14 protein-coding genes are annotated in these 14,089 nt (G+C 46.4%); 3 read left to right on the top strand and 11 right to left on the bottom strand.

Translation table 11 applies throughout. The features are described from left to right. Positions 1-9: 9 nt before the first annotated feature. From AB6E30_RS13170 to ilvG, 3 genes are read right to left on the bottom strand one after another with little or no spacing between them, the layout of a single operon-like run. The gene (locus tag AB6E30_RS13170; protein ID WP_136977458.1) at positions 10-978 is read right to left on the bottom strand and encodes a branched-chain amino acid transaminase; all 969 of its coding nucleotides are present in this window, start codon (positions 976-978) and stop codon (positions 10-12) included. Between the two features lie 12 nt (positions 979-990). After that, positions 991-1,275, bottom strand: coding sequence for an acetolactate synthase 2 small subunit (gene ilvM / locus AB6E30_RS13165; RefSeq protein ID WP_017055442.1), 285 nt, complete (start codon positions 1,273-1,275; stop codon positions 991-993). 1 nt (position 1,276) lies between these two features. Further along, entirely contained in the window at positions 1,277-2,923 is a 1,647-nt protein-coding gene (ilvG, locus tag AB6E30_RS13160; protein ID WP_102321080.1) for an acetolactate synthase 2 catalytic subunit, read from the bottom strand. Positions 2,924-3,395: 472 nt separating this feature from the next. Between ilvG and AB6E30_RS13155 the strand changes: the two genes are divergently transcribed. Further along, a complete protein-coding gene (locus tag AB6E30_RS13155) occupies positions 3,396-4,919 on the top strand; it encodes a YifB family Mg chelatase-like AAA ATPase (RefSeq protein ID WP_017058783.1) in 1,524 nt (507 codons plus the stop codon). Between the two features lie 62 nt (positions 4,920-4,981). Here the strand turns inward: AB6E30_RS13155 and AB6E30_RS13150 are convergent, their stop codons facing one another. From AB6E30_RS13150 to AB6E30_RS13125, 6 genes are all read right to left on the bottom strand, one after another. Next, entirely contained in the window at positions 4,982-5,938 is a 957-nt protein-coding gene (locus tag AB6E30_RS13150) for a DUF2860 domain-containing protein (RefSeq protein ID WP_017066751.1), read from the bottom strand. Positions 5,939-6,080: 142 nt separating this feature from the next. Further along, entirely contained in the window at positions 6,081-6,680 is a 600-nt protein-coding gene (locus AB6E30_RS13145; RefSeq protein WP_017063015.1) for a thiol:disulfide interchange protein DsbA/DsbL, read from the bottom strand. Positions 6,681-6,735: 55 nt separating this feature from the next. Then, positions 6,736-7,722, bottom strand: coding sequence for a serine/threonine protein kinase (locus AB6E30_RS13140; RefSeq protein ID WP_137001712.1), 987 nt, complete (start codon positions 7,720-7,722; stop codon positions 6,736-6,738). Positions 7,723-7,796: 74 nt separating this feature from the next. Further along, positions 7,797-9,215 (bottom strand): cytochrome c oxidase accessory protein CcoG, encoded by a 1,419-nt coding sequence (ccoG, locus tag AB6E30_RS13135; protein ID WP_372103869.1) that lies wholly within the window; start codon positions 9,213-9,215, stop codon positions 7,797-7,799. Between the two features lie 326 nt (positions 9,216-9,541). Beyond that, positions 9,542-9,805, bottom strand: coding sequence for a YihD family protein (locus AB6E30_RS13130; RefSeq protein WP_009848104.1), 264 nt, complete (start codon positions 9,803-9,805; stop codon positions 9,542-9,544). Between the two features lie 131 nt (positions 9,806-9,936). Further along, positions 9,937-10,104 carry a hypothetical protein gene (locus tag AB6E30_RS13125; RefSeq protein WP_004739323.1) on the bottom strand — a complete coding sequence of 56 codons (168 nt, stop codon included), beginning with the start codon at positions 10,102-10,104 and terminating at the stop codon, positions 9,937-9,939. 283 nt (positions 10,105-10,387) lie between these two features. Between AB6E30_RS13125 and AB6E30_RS13120 the strand changes: the two genes are divergently transcribed. Together AB6E30_RS13120 and AB6E30_RS13115 are read left to right on the top strand one after the other, a co-directional pair. Continuing rightward, the gene (locus AB6E30_RS13120) at positions 10,388-11,179 is read left to right on the top strand and encodes a sporulation protein (RefSeq protein WP_017071762.1); all 792 of its coding nucleotides are present in this window, start codon (positions 10,388-10,390) and stop codon (positions 11,177-11,179) included. A 156-nt stretch (positions 11,180-11,335) separates the two neighbouring features. Beyond that, positions 11,336-11,989, top strand: coding sequence for a hemolysin III family protein (locus tag AB6E30_RS13115; protein ID WP_017058777.1), 654 nt, complete (start codon positions 11,336-11,338; stop codon positions 11,987-11,989). Here the strand turns inward: AB6E30_RS13115 and AB6E30_RS13110 are convergent. Beyond that, positions 11,986-12,576 (bottom strand): DUF3157 family protein, encoded by a 591-nt coding sequence (locus AB6E30_RS13110; RefSeq protein ID WP_136977463.1) that lies wholly within the window; start codon positions 12,574-12,576, stop codon positions 11,986-11,988. The genes AB6E30_RS13115 and AB6E30_RS13110 overlap by 4 nt on opposite strands. A 26-nt stretch (positions 12,577-12,602) precedes the next feature. Next, positions 12,603-14,048, bottom strand: a complete 1,446-nt coding sequence (locus AB6E30_RS13105) for a TrkH family potassium uptake protein (RefSeq protein WP_048618336.1) — start codon at positions 14,046-14,048, stop codon at positions 12,603-12,605. Positions 14,049-14,089 lie beyond the last annotated feature (41 nt).

The following is a 14,089-nucleotide window of genomic DNA, read 5'->3' as shown; positions in this document are numbered from 1 at the left end:
GGCTGTTGCTTACTTAGTTGTTTGCGTTTGGTTTTCTGAAGTTTGGTCTGCTGGGTAAACGTAGTCTAACCAGCCCCACTTATCTTCAGTGGTTCCATTGAATAGACCAAAGTAAGCCGCTTGAACTTTTTCAGTGATAGGACCGCGTTTGCCTTCACCTACTGTAATTTTGTCTACGCTGCGAACCGGAACGATTTCCGCCGCTGTGCCTGTCATGAATACTTCATCGGCAAGGTATAGCGCTTCACGAGCAATGTTCTCTTCACGGATCTCATAACCCATGTCTTTTGCTAGTGTCATGATCGAATCACGAGTGATACCCGGCAGAATTGCGCTGGTCGCTGGTGGCGTTGATAGCACGCCATTGCGTACTACAAAGATATTCTCACCTGCACCTTCAGAAAGGTAACCATCAACACTCAGAGCGATGCCTTCATCGTAACCATGACGGCGAGCTTCACCACCAACCAGTAGTGAAGATAGGTAGTTACCACCGGCTTTTGCTGCGGTTGGGATCGTGTTTGGAGCGGCACGGTTCCAGCTAGAAATCATTGCATCAACGCCGTTTTCTAGTGCTTCTTCGCCTAGGTAAGACCCCCAAGGGAAAGCAGCGATGATCAGTTCCATCTCAGTATTTTCTGGCGGGCAGACACCCAAACCAACGTTACCTACGAAACCTAGAGGGCGGATGTACGCTGACTCTAGCTTATTTTGGCGTACCGTTTCGCGAGTCGCTTCCATAATTTCTTCCTCAGTGTAAGGAATAGGGAAGCGATAGATTTTTGCTGAGTCTTTTAGGCGCTTAGCATGTTCAGGGTGACGGAAAATAACCGGCCCTTTTGGTGTGTTGTAACAACGAACACCTTCAAACACAGAAGTACCGTAGTGCATTGCGTGAGTCAGGACGTGAACGTTCGCCTCTGCCCAAGGAACCATCTCACCGTTAAACCAAATATAGTCTGCTGTTTTAGCTGTCATGTTTGCGGTTCCTTATGCGTTTATCTTTTGTTGTAAGTTGTTGTTTGGCAGTTCATTACGGCTGATCGAGATAACGTCAACGGTACGTACATCCCACAGCTTTTCGATTTGGTTTACCAAGAACGAGATCGGACGGTCACTGTCTACGATGATCTCAACACTCGCCACTTTGCTTTCGTGGTTTTGAGTGCCCGCAACTTGCTTAACAATAAAGCCACGGTGGCGGATAACACGAAGAACACGCTCTAGTAGTACAGGCTTATCATCGGCTTTGATGTCTAATAGGTATCTTTTCATGTTATGTGTTCTCCAACATCTCACTGTTTGAAGCACCTGGCGGTACTAGTGGCCATACGTTTTCTTCTTCATCGATAAGAACATGAAGTAGGTAAGCGGTTTTGCTCTCTAGCATCTCTTTCAATGCTGGTTCTACTTCTTCTTTACGAGTGATGGTTTTGCCCGGGATATCGAACGCTTTCGCGAGCATCACGAAATCAGGGTTGTCATCTAAGATAGTTTCACTGTGGCGGCCATCAAAGAACAGCGATTGCCATTGGCGAACCATGCCCAAACGAGAGTTATTAAGCAGTACCATCTTCACTGGGATCTGACGACGCTTCAATGTGCCAAGCTCTTGAATGTTCATCATGAACGAGCCATCACCAGAGATAAGAATAGATTGGTCATCAGGACGCCCAACCGAAGCACCCATTGCAGCTGGCAAGCCAAAGCCCATGGTGCCTAAACCGGCAGAGGTAATGAAGTTCTGTGGATCGCGAGGCTGAATGTGCTGAGCTGCCCACATTTGGTGTTGGCCCACATCAGTCGATACGATAGAGCTTGCTGGCATCATGTCTGACAGTTGCTTCAACAGCAGTGGAGCAAAAATCAGATCACCAGGGTGGTCGTAACGCCATTTGAATGAGCTACGAAGACCTTCAGAGTGATGAACCCAAGAGGAGATGTCTTGGCTTAGCTCTAGTTGAGGCATGATCTTGTTGATGTCACCGCGAATTGGCGCATTGGCAAGACGCAGTTTGCTGAACTCAGCGGCATCGATATCGATATGGATAACCTTAGCATGCGGCGCAAAGGTATCGAGTTTGCCAGTTACTCGGTCATCAAAACGAGCACCGACAACAATCAACAGGTCACTCTCTTGAACCACAAGGTTAGCGGCTTTAGTGCCGTGCATACCCAGCATGCCAAGGTAGTGTGGGTCGTCACGTTCGATAGTGCCCAAGCCTTTCAGTGTGCTTACTGCTGGCATTGGGTTTAGGCGTAAAAACTCACGAACCGCATCGGTTGCTTTAGCAAGTTGAACACCACCACCTACGTATAAAACAGGACGGGTCGCTTGAGACAAAAAGTACTGTGCCTGTTCAATGGCATCAGTTGTCGCAACAGGAATTGCGGGTGGAGTAAATTCAGGAAGAGCGTTAACAGGTGCTTCTGCTAGTTGAACGTCTTTAGCGATATCGACGATAACCGGGCCAGGGCGGCCAGACTTTGCTACCACAAACGCTTCAGCGAGGGTTGGAGCTAGCTCTTCAATATCAGTTACTAGGTAGCTGTGTTTAGTACATGACAGAGACATACCAATCACATCCATTTCTTGGAATGCATCGGTACCAATGTGGGAACTTGCAACCTGACCTGTGATAGCAACCAATGGGATTGAATCCATAAAGGCATCAGCAAGGCCAGTGACTAGGTTGGTTGCACCTGGTCCCGAGGTTGCCATACAAACAGCGACATCTTGTGTTGCTCTAGCCATGCCGATCGCGGCCATAGCGGCGCCTTGCTCATGGCGACATAGGATATGTTCAACCCCGCCGTCATAGAGTGCATCGTAGATTGGCATGATGGCACCACCGGGGTAACCAAATACGGTCTCAATTCCTTGTTGCTTGAGTGCGGATACGACTAGTTCTGCGCCTTTCATCGGAATTCTCCCGTATTACCTTTATTTTGGTAACTGTTTCCTTTGTCTCTGCACATCTTGTGCTCCCATTCTTCCTGTAAATCGGCAAAGCCGAAAATGCTCAAAAATATAAAAATCGAATGTTTAAATTAGAAAAAACCCCCGGACTTGTCAGTGCGGGGGTTTTTTCTAATTCGTGGTTACTTTCTTCCCACTCGCCCCCGCGCAGTCTTAATAATGACTACGATAATCAGGTTAATCAGTGCGTAAATGCGAGCGTTAAAAATCATAATATTCGAGTTTTCTCGTTTATTGTCTTCAGTAAATGTCTACATCTCTAGTGTTATCACACAAATCTGCCGCATGACAAGGGAAATGTCATTCTTTTTTCACATTAAAATACCATTCCACCAAGCTATATAACAACCTTATCGCTTTGGTGAGCAACGAATATCCAGAGCGAATACTTTTAAATCAAAGACAAAGGAAAGTTATGGGACTCGCGATAATTCATAGCCGAGCTAGTGTGGGTGTAGAGGCGCCAGAAGTGACCGTTGAGGTGCATATAAGCAACGGAATGCCTGGCTTCACGCTGGTGGGTCTACCTGAAACAACGGTCAAGGAATCTAAAGATCGAGTGAGAAGCGCGATCATCAATTCTCGCTTTGAGTTTCCATCGAAAAGAATCACGGTCAATCTCGCCCCAGCCGATTTGCCCAAAGAAGGTGGCCGTTTTGACCTGCCCATCGCGCTTGGGATTTTGGTGGCGTCAGATCAGCTTCCGACATCAAAAATAGCTCAACATGAATTTATCGGTGAGTTGGCATTGTCAGGAGAACTTCGCTCGGTAAAGGGCGTTTTGCCTGCGACGTTAGCCGCCGACAGTGTAGAGCGATGCTTAGTTGTCCCACATCATAACGGTGATCAGGCTGCGCTGGTGGGCAAGGGAGCGCATAAATCTGCACAAACCTTGTTGGAGGTTTGTGCTGACATGTGTGGACAGGCTCAGCTTGGGCTATATAGAACGGAACATCATCAGGCTGATGTTTCAGTGCTTCGCGACCTACAAGATATTATCGGCCAACAACAAGGAAAGCGAGCTCTAGAGATAGCCGCTGCTGGGAATCATAACTTATTGTTTCTTGGCCCACCCGGAACCGGAAAAACTATGCTCGCTTCTCGACTGCGTGACCTATTACCTGAAATGAGTGATGACGAAGCGATGGAAACCGCGTCGGTGGCCTCGTTAACGCAACAAGAAATCAATCAATACAACTGGAAGCAACGACCTTTTCGCTCTCCTCACCATTCCAGTTCAATGGCGGCATTAGTGGGTGGTGGTTCGGTGCCTCGCCCCGGAGAGATCTCTTTAGCGCATAACGGCTTATTGTTCTTAGATGAGATGCCGGAGTTTGAGCGTAAGGTGCTTGATTCACTGCGAGAGCCGCTAGAGTCGGGCGAGATCATTATCTCCCGTGCTGCGGGCAAGACTCGTTTTCCTGCGCGTTTTCAATTGGTCGGTGCACTTAACCCAAGTCCAACGGGTTATTACGAAGGTAACCAGGCACGCGCCAACCCACAGATCATCCTGCGTTACCTCAATCGCTTATCTGGGCCCTTGCTGGATAGGTTCGATATGTCATTGGAGATACCTCTGTTGCCAAAAGGAATGTTGGCCGAAGGTGGTGATCGCGGTGAAACCACTCAAGTAGTTAAGCAAAGGGTTAGGCAGGCGCGAGAGTTAATGCTATCTCGCAACCATAAATCGAATGCACTGTTAGGTAGCCGAGAAATTGAGAAGTATTGCCCACTGCGACGCGAAGATGCAGAGTTTCTTGAGACAGCACTACATCGCTTGGGTTTATCGATTCGTGCTTATCATCGAATTATTAAGGTGGCACGAACCATTGCCGACCTTGACGGTAACGAGCAGATCGAAAAGAAACATCTATCAGAAGCGCTAGGCTATCGCGCGATGGATCGCTTGCTGAAACAACTCACGGCTCAAGCTGTCTAGCAAGCAGAAAAAGCCTGCTTAGATGCAGGCTTTCGTTGGATTGCAGTTCATACTCGCTAAGGTTAGAACTTGTAGTTCAAGCCAACTGAAACTATATATTGAGACTCGTCGTAGAAGGTAATGTTCGAGTCGCTGGTGCCGTAGCCTGCCAGTGAAATAAACGACCAGTTTTCCCAATCCATGAATTGATCATACTCATAGGCGGCGAATAGGTTGATATTGTCGTCGCTGCGTTTCTTGTCGTAGATCGGGTTGCTCGCATCGTAAGAGCGTTGGTTGTAACCCGCTGTTAGTGCGTACTTGTGACGCCCCATGCCACCAAACAAGCTTACCTCACCACCGAATTGGTCGTAAGATTCAGCTTTACCATCAGCATCACGTGTTTGATAGATGACGGATGGAATAAGCATCATGGTACGACTAAGTGGCAGGCGATATTGACCTTTCAAGTAGAGAGTATTGGCATCTCGTTTGAGCTCTTGATCTTGAATATCATCCTTGTCGACATCTTTGGTCGCATAGGCCATGTCTAGCGAGAAAGCTGAGCCCGCAATGTTGCTTAGCTTCAAACGAAACGCATTGCCAGTTTCATCGGTCTTGGTGCGAGCTGATGTGGTGTTGTATGGATCAGCCCAAGTTTCACCAGACATAATGGTTGGCAGCAGTGAAGCGTCGATCACCATGCCTGACTCAAGTTGGTATTTGTAACCGACTTCGAGAACTACAGTACCTGTTGCTACATCATCTCGCGCGGTACCTGTGTATACCTGATGGTTTAGCTTTTCACCAAAGGTATAAGCAACACTACCTAAAGGAGCAACCAGAAAAGAGCTTTCCGAAGAAGCCTTCTGATCTGTGGATGAAAGATTGCTATCAGCATCGGTATTAAAGTTCGAGGTGGAAGAGGTAACCCCGGTATTGAGAGAGATTTCACCACTGAAACCTTGTTGGTCTGCAAGCTTGGCAAAAGCGGGAGAAGCCGCAACGCTCAATGCCAAGAGAGTTATTTTTATTTTCATTCAAGGGCTCCTTGCCCACCGGTTCTTAGGACGGGTTATTAATAGCAGTAAAGCTTTAAACTTCCAGGTTAATTATTTATCAATAATGATTTTTGAACTAGCAAAAAAAAAAAGGAAGCCGAAGCTTCCTTTCATCAATGGCTTACTTCTTTAATAAGAAGTTCACGAGCTCGAAGTACTCATCAAGAGAGTTGATACCTTGAGCTTCTACTAGGTAGCGGTTGTTAACCACAACAGCGGGTACACCTGAAAGGCCGCTGTCTTTGAATGCTTTGTCGAAGCGACGAACCATAGAATCTACAGCAAAGCCGTTATACGCAGCATCGAATTTCTTCGCATCAACGCCTTCGTCTAGGAAGATTTGACGCAGTTCTTCTTCATCACGTGGTGGCTTGTTCATTGTGTGGATGCGGTTAAACATCACTGGCACCATTTTATCTTCAACTTTCAGTGCAATCATTGTCGCGTAAGCTTTGCTCATTGGCAGACCCATGTTGCCACCCATGAATGAAACATGGTTCTTCTGTAGCTTAGCGTCTTTAGGTAGCTGTTGTTTTAGCTGCTGGATGATTGGCTCAAAGCTATTACAGTGTGGGCAGTAAAAAGAGAAGAACTCTGTCACCATTGGTTTTTTTGATGCTTCTAGGTCGAGAACTTTGTAGTGTTCACCTTCGTTAAATTTCGCAGCGTGAGCGGTAAGGCTCAACATGATCAATGAGAAAAATGCGAATAGCTTTTTCATTTATCCAATCTCCATTATGTTTGAATTTTTATCTAGTTGTATGTTGCGATTGCTGTTACCACTGAGGCATTAACGAAAGTGGTGGCTCTTGCAGGGTAGCAATTTGCTCTTTACAAGCAAGTACTTGTTGCTCCCAATATTTCGGATCATTAAACCACGGGAAGGCCAGAGGAAACGCAGGATCGTGCCATCGTTTCGCCAACCATGCCATGTAATGCACCATACGTAGACCGCGTAGTGGTTCGATTAGTTTCAGTTGTGCGGTATTAAAATCGCAAAACTCTTGGTAACTCTCTAGCAAAATATCCAGTTGCATCAGCTTATCTTGGCGCTCGCCATTGAGCAGCATCCACAGATCTTGTATCGCAGGGCCGTTACGTGCGTCATCAAGATCGACGAACATTGGCCCATCGCGCCACAAAATATTGCCAGGGTGGCAGTCACCGTGCAGGCGGATATTCTCAATGTTGCTCGGCCACTGGCTCTCTAGCTCTTTGATCAGAAGGTCAACGTCATTGAAGAAGGCATTTTCTAGGTGCATCGGGATAAACTGAGAGTTCTCTAGAATCTTACGTGGCTGATAAAGGTATTCATCTAAGCTGATGGTCGGGCGATGCTGGAATGTTCTTCCCGCGCTGGCTTTATGAATACGACCAAGAAAGCGTCCTACGCCTTCCAATTGATCTAGATTGTCAACTTCATACTGTCTGCCGCCAACACTTTCAAATAGTGCAAATAGGTAGCCTTGGTATTCATGTAAGGTTGCACCGTTGATTCGCATTGGAGGAGCAACAGGCATCTCTTGCTCGATAAGCTCGAGTGCGAAGTCATGCTCTTCTTGGATCTGTGCCTTGTTCCAGCGTTGCGGACGATAAAACTTAACGACGTAGCGCTTACGGTCTTCATCGGTGAATTGATACACCCGGTTTTCGTAGCTGTTGAGAGCGAGAAGCCCGGATTCAGCACGAACTCCAATGCTCTCCAGTGCGTACCACATGAAGTCAGGGGTTAGGTTATCAAAGTTAAAGGCTTGCATCGTCATATAATAAAAAAGGCTCATTACTGAGCCTTTTTCCATTTATTGGGTTGTTATACCTAGTACTAAGGTGACTGGTATCAGAGCTTCTTGATAAAGCGGCTTTCGACTTCCATCGTAAACTCTTCATTATCCGAGAGTATAAACTGAATTGTCGAAACTGGTGAGCTCAGTTTTTCTGGGTCGGCGCCCAAACTGATAGGTAGGTTCAAAACCTCGCCTGGATCGACAGTAATCGTCTGTTTACCATACCAGATAGAATCGGGCAGTCCGCTAACATCGAGTTTGTACTCTTGCTCTTGTTGAGTCTTGTTGATCACTTTCAAGGTGTAGGTGTTTTCAACCAACCCTTGGTTATTGACTCTAGACAGTTGGTTTCTATCACGCAGAACGCTCAAGCCTGCAGGGTCGACACTGGCGATTTGTACGAAGAACAAGCCAAGCATGAGAACAAGTATTGCACCGTAGCCCAATAATTTAGGACGCATCACCTTAGTTGAGTGACCTTCAAGCCTATGCTCCGTGGTGTAGTTAATCAGACCTTTCTCATAGCCCATACGCTCCATCGTGTTGTCACAGGCATCAATACACGCGCCGCAGTTAATACACTCATATTGCAGGCCGTCACGGATATCGATACCCGTAGGGCACACTTGTACACACAGATTACAGTCAATACAGTCGCCTAGACCAAGCTCTTTTGGATCGGCTTTACGAGAGCGAGGGCCACGGCTTTCACCACGTTCTGTGTTGTAACCAACGATGAAGGTGTCTTTATCGAACATTGCCGACTGGAAACGCGCGTAAGGACACATGTGCAGACAAACAATTGAACGCATCCAACCCGCATTGGCATAAGTACATCCAGCAAAGAACAGTACCCAAAACACCGGCCAGAAAGACGAGTTAAAGGTAAAGAAGCCAACCACTAACTCTTTGATTGGGATGAAGTAACCAACAAAGGTTAAGCCCGTCGCAATGGCAATCGCCCACCACGCAATGTGTTTGAGGGTTTTTCTGAGGATTAAATTGCTCGTCAGTTTGCCCGAGTCTTGTTTTCTTCGCTTATTGGCAGCGCCTTCTAGCTTCTCTTCGAACCAGATATACATGAAGGTCCAGACGGTTTGTGGGCATAAATAGCCACACCAGACACGGCCTAAGAAGGTGGTTATGAAAAACAGGCCAAACGCGGCAATCATAAATAGGATCGCGAGTAGGGTCAGATCTTGCGGGTATAAGGTGGTGCCAAAGAAGTTGAACTGTTGGCTGCCGATATCGAGCAAGATCGCTTGACGTTCACCAAAGGGAATCCATGGGATAAGCGCAAAAAGTAAAAGTAAGAACCAACCGCCATAGCGACGCAGTTGTTGGAATTTACCTTTGCTTTCTCGAACATAGATTCGGTTACTTGGGTTAAATCGATCTCCATTACCTTTATGTGTTTTCGGGTTAAAGGTTTTAGGAGTCACATCTTTGATATCGATTTTATCCTGACTCATGGACTATCCTTTTTGTGGCTTGTTTGCCCGGTTAAGTCGGGCATGACGACATTACTTGAAAGTATGGTTTAGAGAACCTGTTGAAATTGAGCTTGGTGCATTTGTTGTTATCGCACTCACTCTTATTATTTTAGAAGATTCTTATGGATGGCGATTATAGCGACAATCTTGTTCTCATTTCTTTAACGCTATCAACCTTTAACAACAAAAGTCATAACAGTTGTGACGAAAAAATAGCGAACAGAAACAAAAAAGCGACCTGGTGGTCGCTTTTTAAAATTGAGTGTTTTATCTATACGGCAATTGAGCTCTAAACTAACGGGCGACTAAAGAAGGCCACGTGCTTTTAGAATTGCGGTTTTGAAATCATCTTCTTGGTCTTTTTTCAGGCCCGGGATCATCTCATCTTTTTCGCTGTTGCGCATTTTTAGGTGATAGATAAGAACATCGTCAGTCAGTTCTTCAAGCTTGCCTTGGTAGCCCGCTTCTTTTGATAGCTTAATGATGAACTCTAATAGGTTAAGCTCTTGATCTTTCTGCCACTCAGGCTCCATCAGTTCAAGCAGTTCTTCAATGCGGTGACACTTCATACTTTATTTCTCCACAAATTTTATAATGATTTGTGGCTAAGGTATCAAATCGGGTAGGGAATACCAATGTGTAAACACATTTCAAGATGGGAGCGGGCAAGAAAAAAGCGCAGTAAAAACTGCGCTTTTTGTTAAGCGGCTTTAATCACTTTCGTTGTAGTCGGTGCTAATAAAGCAGTCTTCTCAACTAGAGTCATTGTAGGAGCCAATTTCTTAGCCGTTGGAGCAGCAACAAAGCCACTACGACGACGCATCGCACTACGGTTGGTGTGCGAGAACCTGACAGCTGTTGGGCGCATTAATTTACCTAACGGTCAGGCATATCCATTGCCAATCTAATGGCCTGATTTATCATGAGCTCCACCTCAATTGCTTGAAGCGTCACTCGTCTGGCTTTCGCCAATCCGAAAAATAAATCAGGATAATGATATGCATGCATATCAAGGCTTAGATTATCACTATCTAAGTTATCGATCGACGCCTGAGTGATAAATAGACGATATTAGAGCTAAAATAGTGTGAGCAGTATATTTGAGTTTGAACCTCTTTCAGGCTTAAGATGATGCTTTAAAGGAGGTGCATATGTCGTTCTTAAAGAAAACGTTAGCAAGTTTTGGAATTGGATCTGCCAAGGTGGATTCTGTATTGCAACAGGAAGTGCTTTATCCAGGCAAGAAGGCGAGCATTATTGTGCATGTCTATGGTGGCGCTCAGCCACAAGAGATCGACAATATCGATCTCAACTTGTGCTGTCGTTACGTCAAAGAAATTACTATGAATTCGCAAAGGCAAGAGGGCGGTCAAACACGTCGAATGCACCAGACATACTCGTTGGCCAAATGGAGCCTGCCGTATGCCTTTGTTATTCAGCCGGGTGAAACCCGTGATTTTGAATGTGAGTTTGATGTCCCGCTGAACACACCTGTCACGGTTGGTGATTCAAAGGTGTGGCTAGAAACCGGGCTCGATATTGCGATGGCGATTGATCCATCGGATAAAGACATCTTAACGGTGCGCCCTGACGCACTCCTCGATGGTATTTTTAACGAGCTTGAAGCTCAAGGGCTGCGTATTCGCCAAGTTGAGTGCGAAGCAGTAGAGGGCTTTGAACTGCCATTTGTTCAAGAGTTTGAGTTTGTCCCTACCACTGGTCCATATCATGGCCGCTGGCGTGAACTGGAAGTGGTTGCTCATCGTGATGAAACTGAGCTTAAGTTGTGGTTTGAGATAGACCGTAATCGCGATGGTGCAAAAGGCATGTTGGCGAGCTTGTTAGGCATTGGCCAACTGCAGCGTCAATTGAGTGTGCCATTGGATACGTCACCACAAGATGCGGGCAAGATGGTACTTGAGTATCTAGACAACGCATCTTAGTTAGCTCTTTGGTTCTGTAGCTTTAGAGACCTTAGCTTCATCACACCGTTTAGGCGTTATTAATGTCATAAAAGATGTCATAAAAATTTAAGCTTACACGTGTAAGCTTAATGTGCAATACTAGGCAAATCGAACATTTACTCTAGTAGGATAATCATGTCTGCATCATCGGCGAGCGAATACAGTGACATCGAAGAACGCGCCAATGCGATAACCCATGGCTTGGGTGTTGTGCTTGGCGTGGTTGGTTTAGTCCTGCTGCTGATTCGTGCGTTTGACCATCAAGCCGACATACTGACTATTGCGAGCATGGCGGTATATGGCAGCAGTATTATCCTACTCTTTCTCGCTTCCACGCTTTATCACTCGATCACCACAGAAAAGACCAAGCGATTACTGAAAACTCTCGATCACTGTGCGATCTACTTATTGATCGCGGGCAGTTACACGCCATTTTTATTGGTGAGTTTAAGAACACCATTGGCGATGGGTTTGATGGCAGTGATTTGGGGTATCGCGCTAGTCGGAATCATTATGAAGATTGCCTTCGTCTACCGATTTAAGCGTTTGTCATTGGTGACTTACTTGGCGATGGGTTGGTTATCGCTGATTGTGGTTTATCAACTGGCGATGAATATCGAGATGGGTGGTTTGGTGCTACTAGCACTCGGTGGCGTGATTTACTCGTTGGGTGTGATTTTCTATGTGGCAAAACGCATCCCTTACAATCATGCCATCTGGCATTTGTTTGTGTTGGCGGGCTGCGCTTGCCATTTCTTCGCTATTTATTTGTACGTGACTCCGGTTTAGCGAGCCAGTACCTCAGTAATCTCAGCTTTAATCTGATATTCAGGGTGTTGTTCTAGGTCGAGCTTGATGAGCTTGCCTTCTTCACCCGTCTTTGGTCGTAGGTATGTGTCGGCCATTCGTTTGATTGATTTCCACACAGCAACTTCTTCTTCTGCCAACAACTCACCTTCTGCAGTAAATACGCTGATGTTAAGTGATACCAAAATGACCGCTTGAGTGCCTTGGTTAGTGATGGCTGTCGGAATGATAAGCTCACCATCTTCATAGCGACTTGCACCCAGTACAACATCCACTCCTGACTGAGACAGCTGTAAGCTTGGCTTTTTACTATTAACCACAATCGTAGTGCCACGCGTGTTCGTTGCGACAGGTACGGCTACGACAGGGGCTGCTGCAATAGGCGCTTCGATCTCTGATGTTGTCGTTGCTGTTTCCGTTTGCTTCGGTGCCACGTATTGCCAAGTAAAATCATCTTTGAGTAACACTTGTTTTCCATCAGGCAGTGTGACCATTTGATCAGCAAAGGCAGAACTTACGAATACTGAGTTTGCGAGCAATGCGCTAGCGAGAAGTACGTATGATTTCATCTGTGTTTCCTTGATTTTGTGCTTGGTTAACGTCGCCAAAAGGCTGGGAAGAATAGAACGATCAGCGTCAGTATCTCAAGCCTTCCCATCAACATACCAAGGCTTAATAACCACTTAGCAGCGTCGGGCAGTGGAGCAAAGTTCCCGGTTGGACCGATAACGCTGCCCATACCAGGACCAACGTTGGCAACGGCTGTGATAGCGCCAGATATACTGGTCACGGGATCAAGCCCCATCGCGCTCAAGCCACCTGCAATTAAGATAATCGTAATAAAAAACATCAAACCAAATGCGACCAGTGAACGCACAATGTCGTCATTCACAGGTCGCTGATTGTAACGTTGAACAAACACGCCCGACGGGTGAATCAGCTTCATCATTTGTTTATGAAGCATGGTCATCGCGATCTGGAAGCGGAAGATTTTGATACCGCCAGAGGTTGAACCTGAGCACGCGCCCGCCATCATTAAAAAGGCAAACAGCGTGGTAGGCAAAGCGCCCCACGCGGTGAAGTCTTCTAAGCCAAAACCGGTTGTAGTCACAACAGATACAATGTTGAACATCGAAACACGCATCGCATCCATGACTGTGTAGTCATCTCTAACCACCAACCATGTCGATATCACGGCACTGGTGACCAAGAATAGATAGGTGAAGCCTCTCACTTGCGCGTCTTTGTAGAGGATTGAGAGTTTTCTACCACGCAGTGCGCTAACAAACAGTAGGAATGGCAGACCACCAAGGAACATGAACAGGGTTCCCACCCAGTGAGCACTGTTGGAGAAATGGTTCATCGAGCCATCTGATGTTGAGTAACCACCTGTAGACAGTGTTGTGAAGGCATGATTGATCGCGTCAAAGATGCCCATACCTGCAAACAAATAGCTAATGATGCACAAGCCAGTCAGAACCAGATAAACCGCTACGATGTTCTTCGCGACCGTTTTTGCTCGTGGGCTGCTTTTATCTGACCAATCTGATGATTCGGTTTGGAACAGGCGCATGCCACCGACGTTGAGCATTGGCAGAACCGCTACCGCCATAACGATGAAGCCGATGCCACCTAACCATTGCAGTATAGAACGCCACAACAGAATACTTGGTGCCATGCTGTCTAAGCCGCTTAATACGGTTGAGCCTGTTGTGGTGATACCAGACATGGTTTCAAAATAGGCGTCAGTGAAGCTGATGTGGTTGATGAAGACAAACGGCAGTGCGGCAAAGGCACTGGCTATCGTCCATACCAGAGAGGTGATCAGGAACATGTCCCGCACCCCAAGTCGGAACTTAGCTGAACGGCCTAAACTCAAGCAGATGAACGCCACAATGTGCGTGATCACTACCGATTGACCAAACTCGAGGAAGCCACCGGTGCCTGTGAAAAAGGCAACCAATGTAGGGATGTACATGAAAAGGGCGAGTTTTGATAACACTAACCCTATCACTAATAATATCGGACGAAAGTTGACCATAGCTTAATAGACCATCGCTTTGTGCCGAAGCGTCGTTCTCA

Origin of the sequence: Vibrio sp. 10N.247.311.12, assembly GCF_041467515.1 — a bacterium.
Classification (GTDB): domain Bacteria; phylum Pseudomonadota; class Gammaproteobacteria; order Enterobacterales; family Vibrionaceae; genus Vibrio; species Vibrio crassostreae_C.
This window is presented reverse-complemented; position numbering and strand designations above follow the sequence as displayed.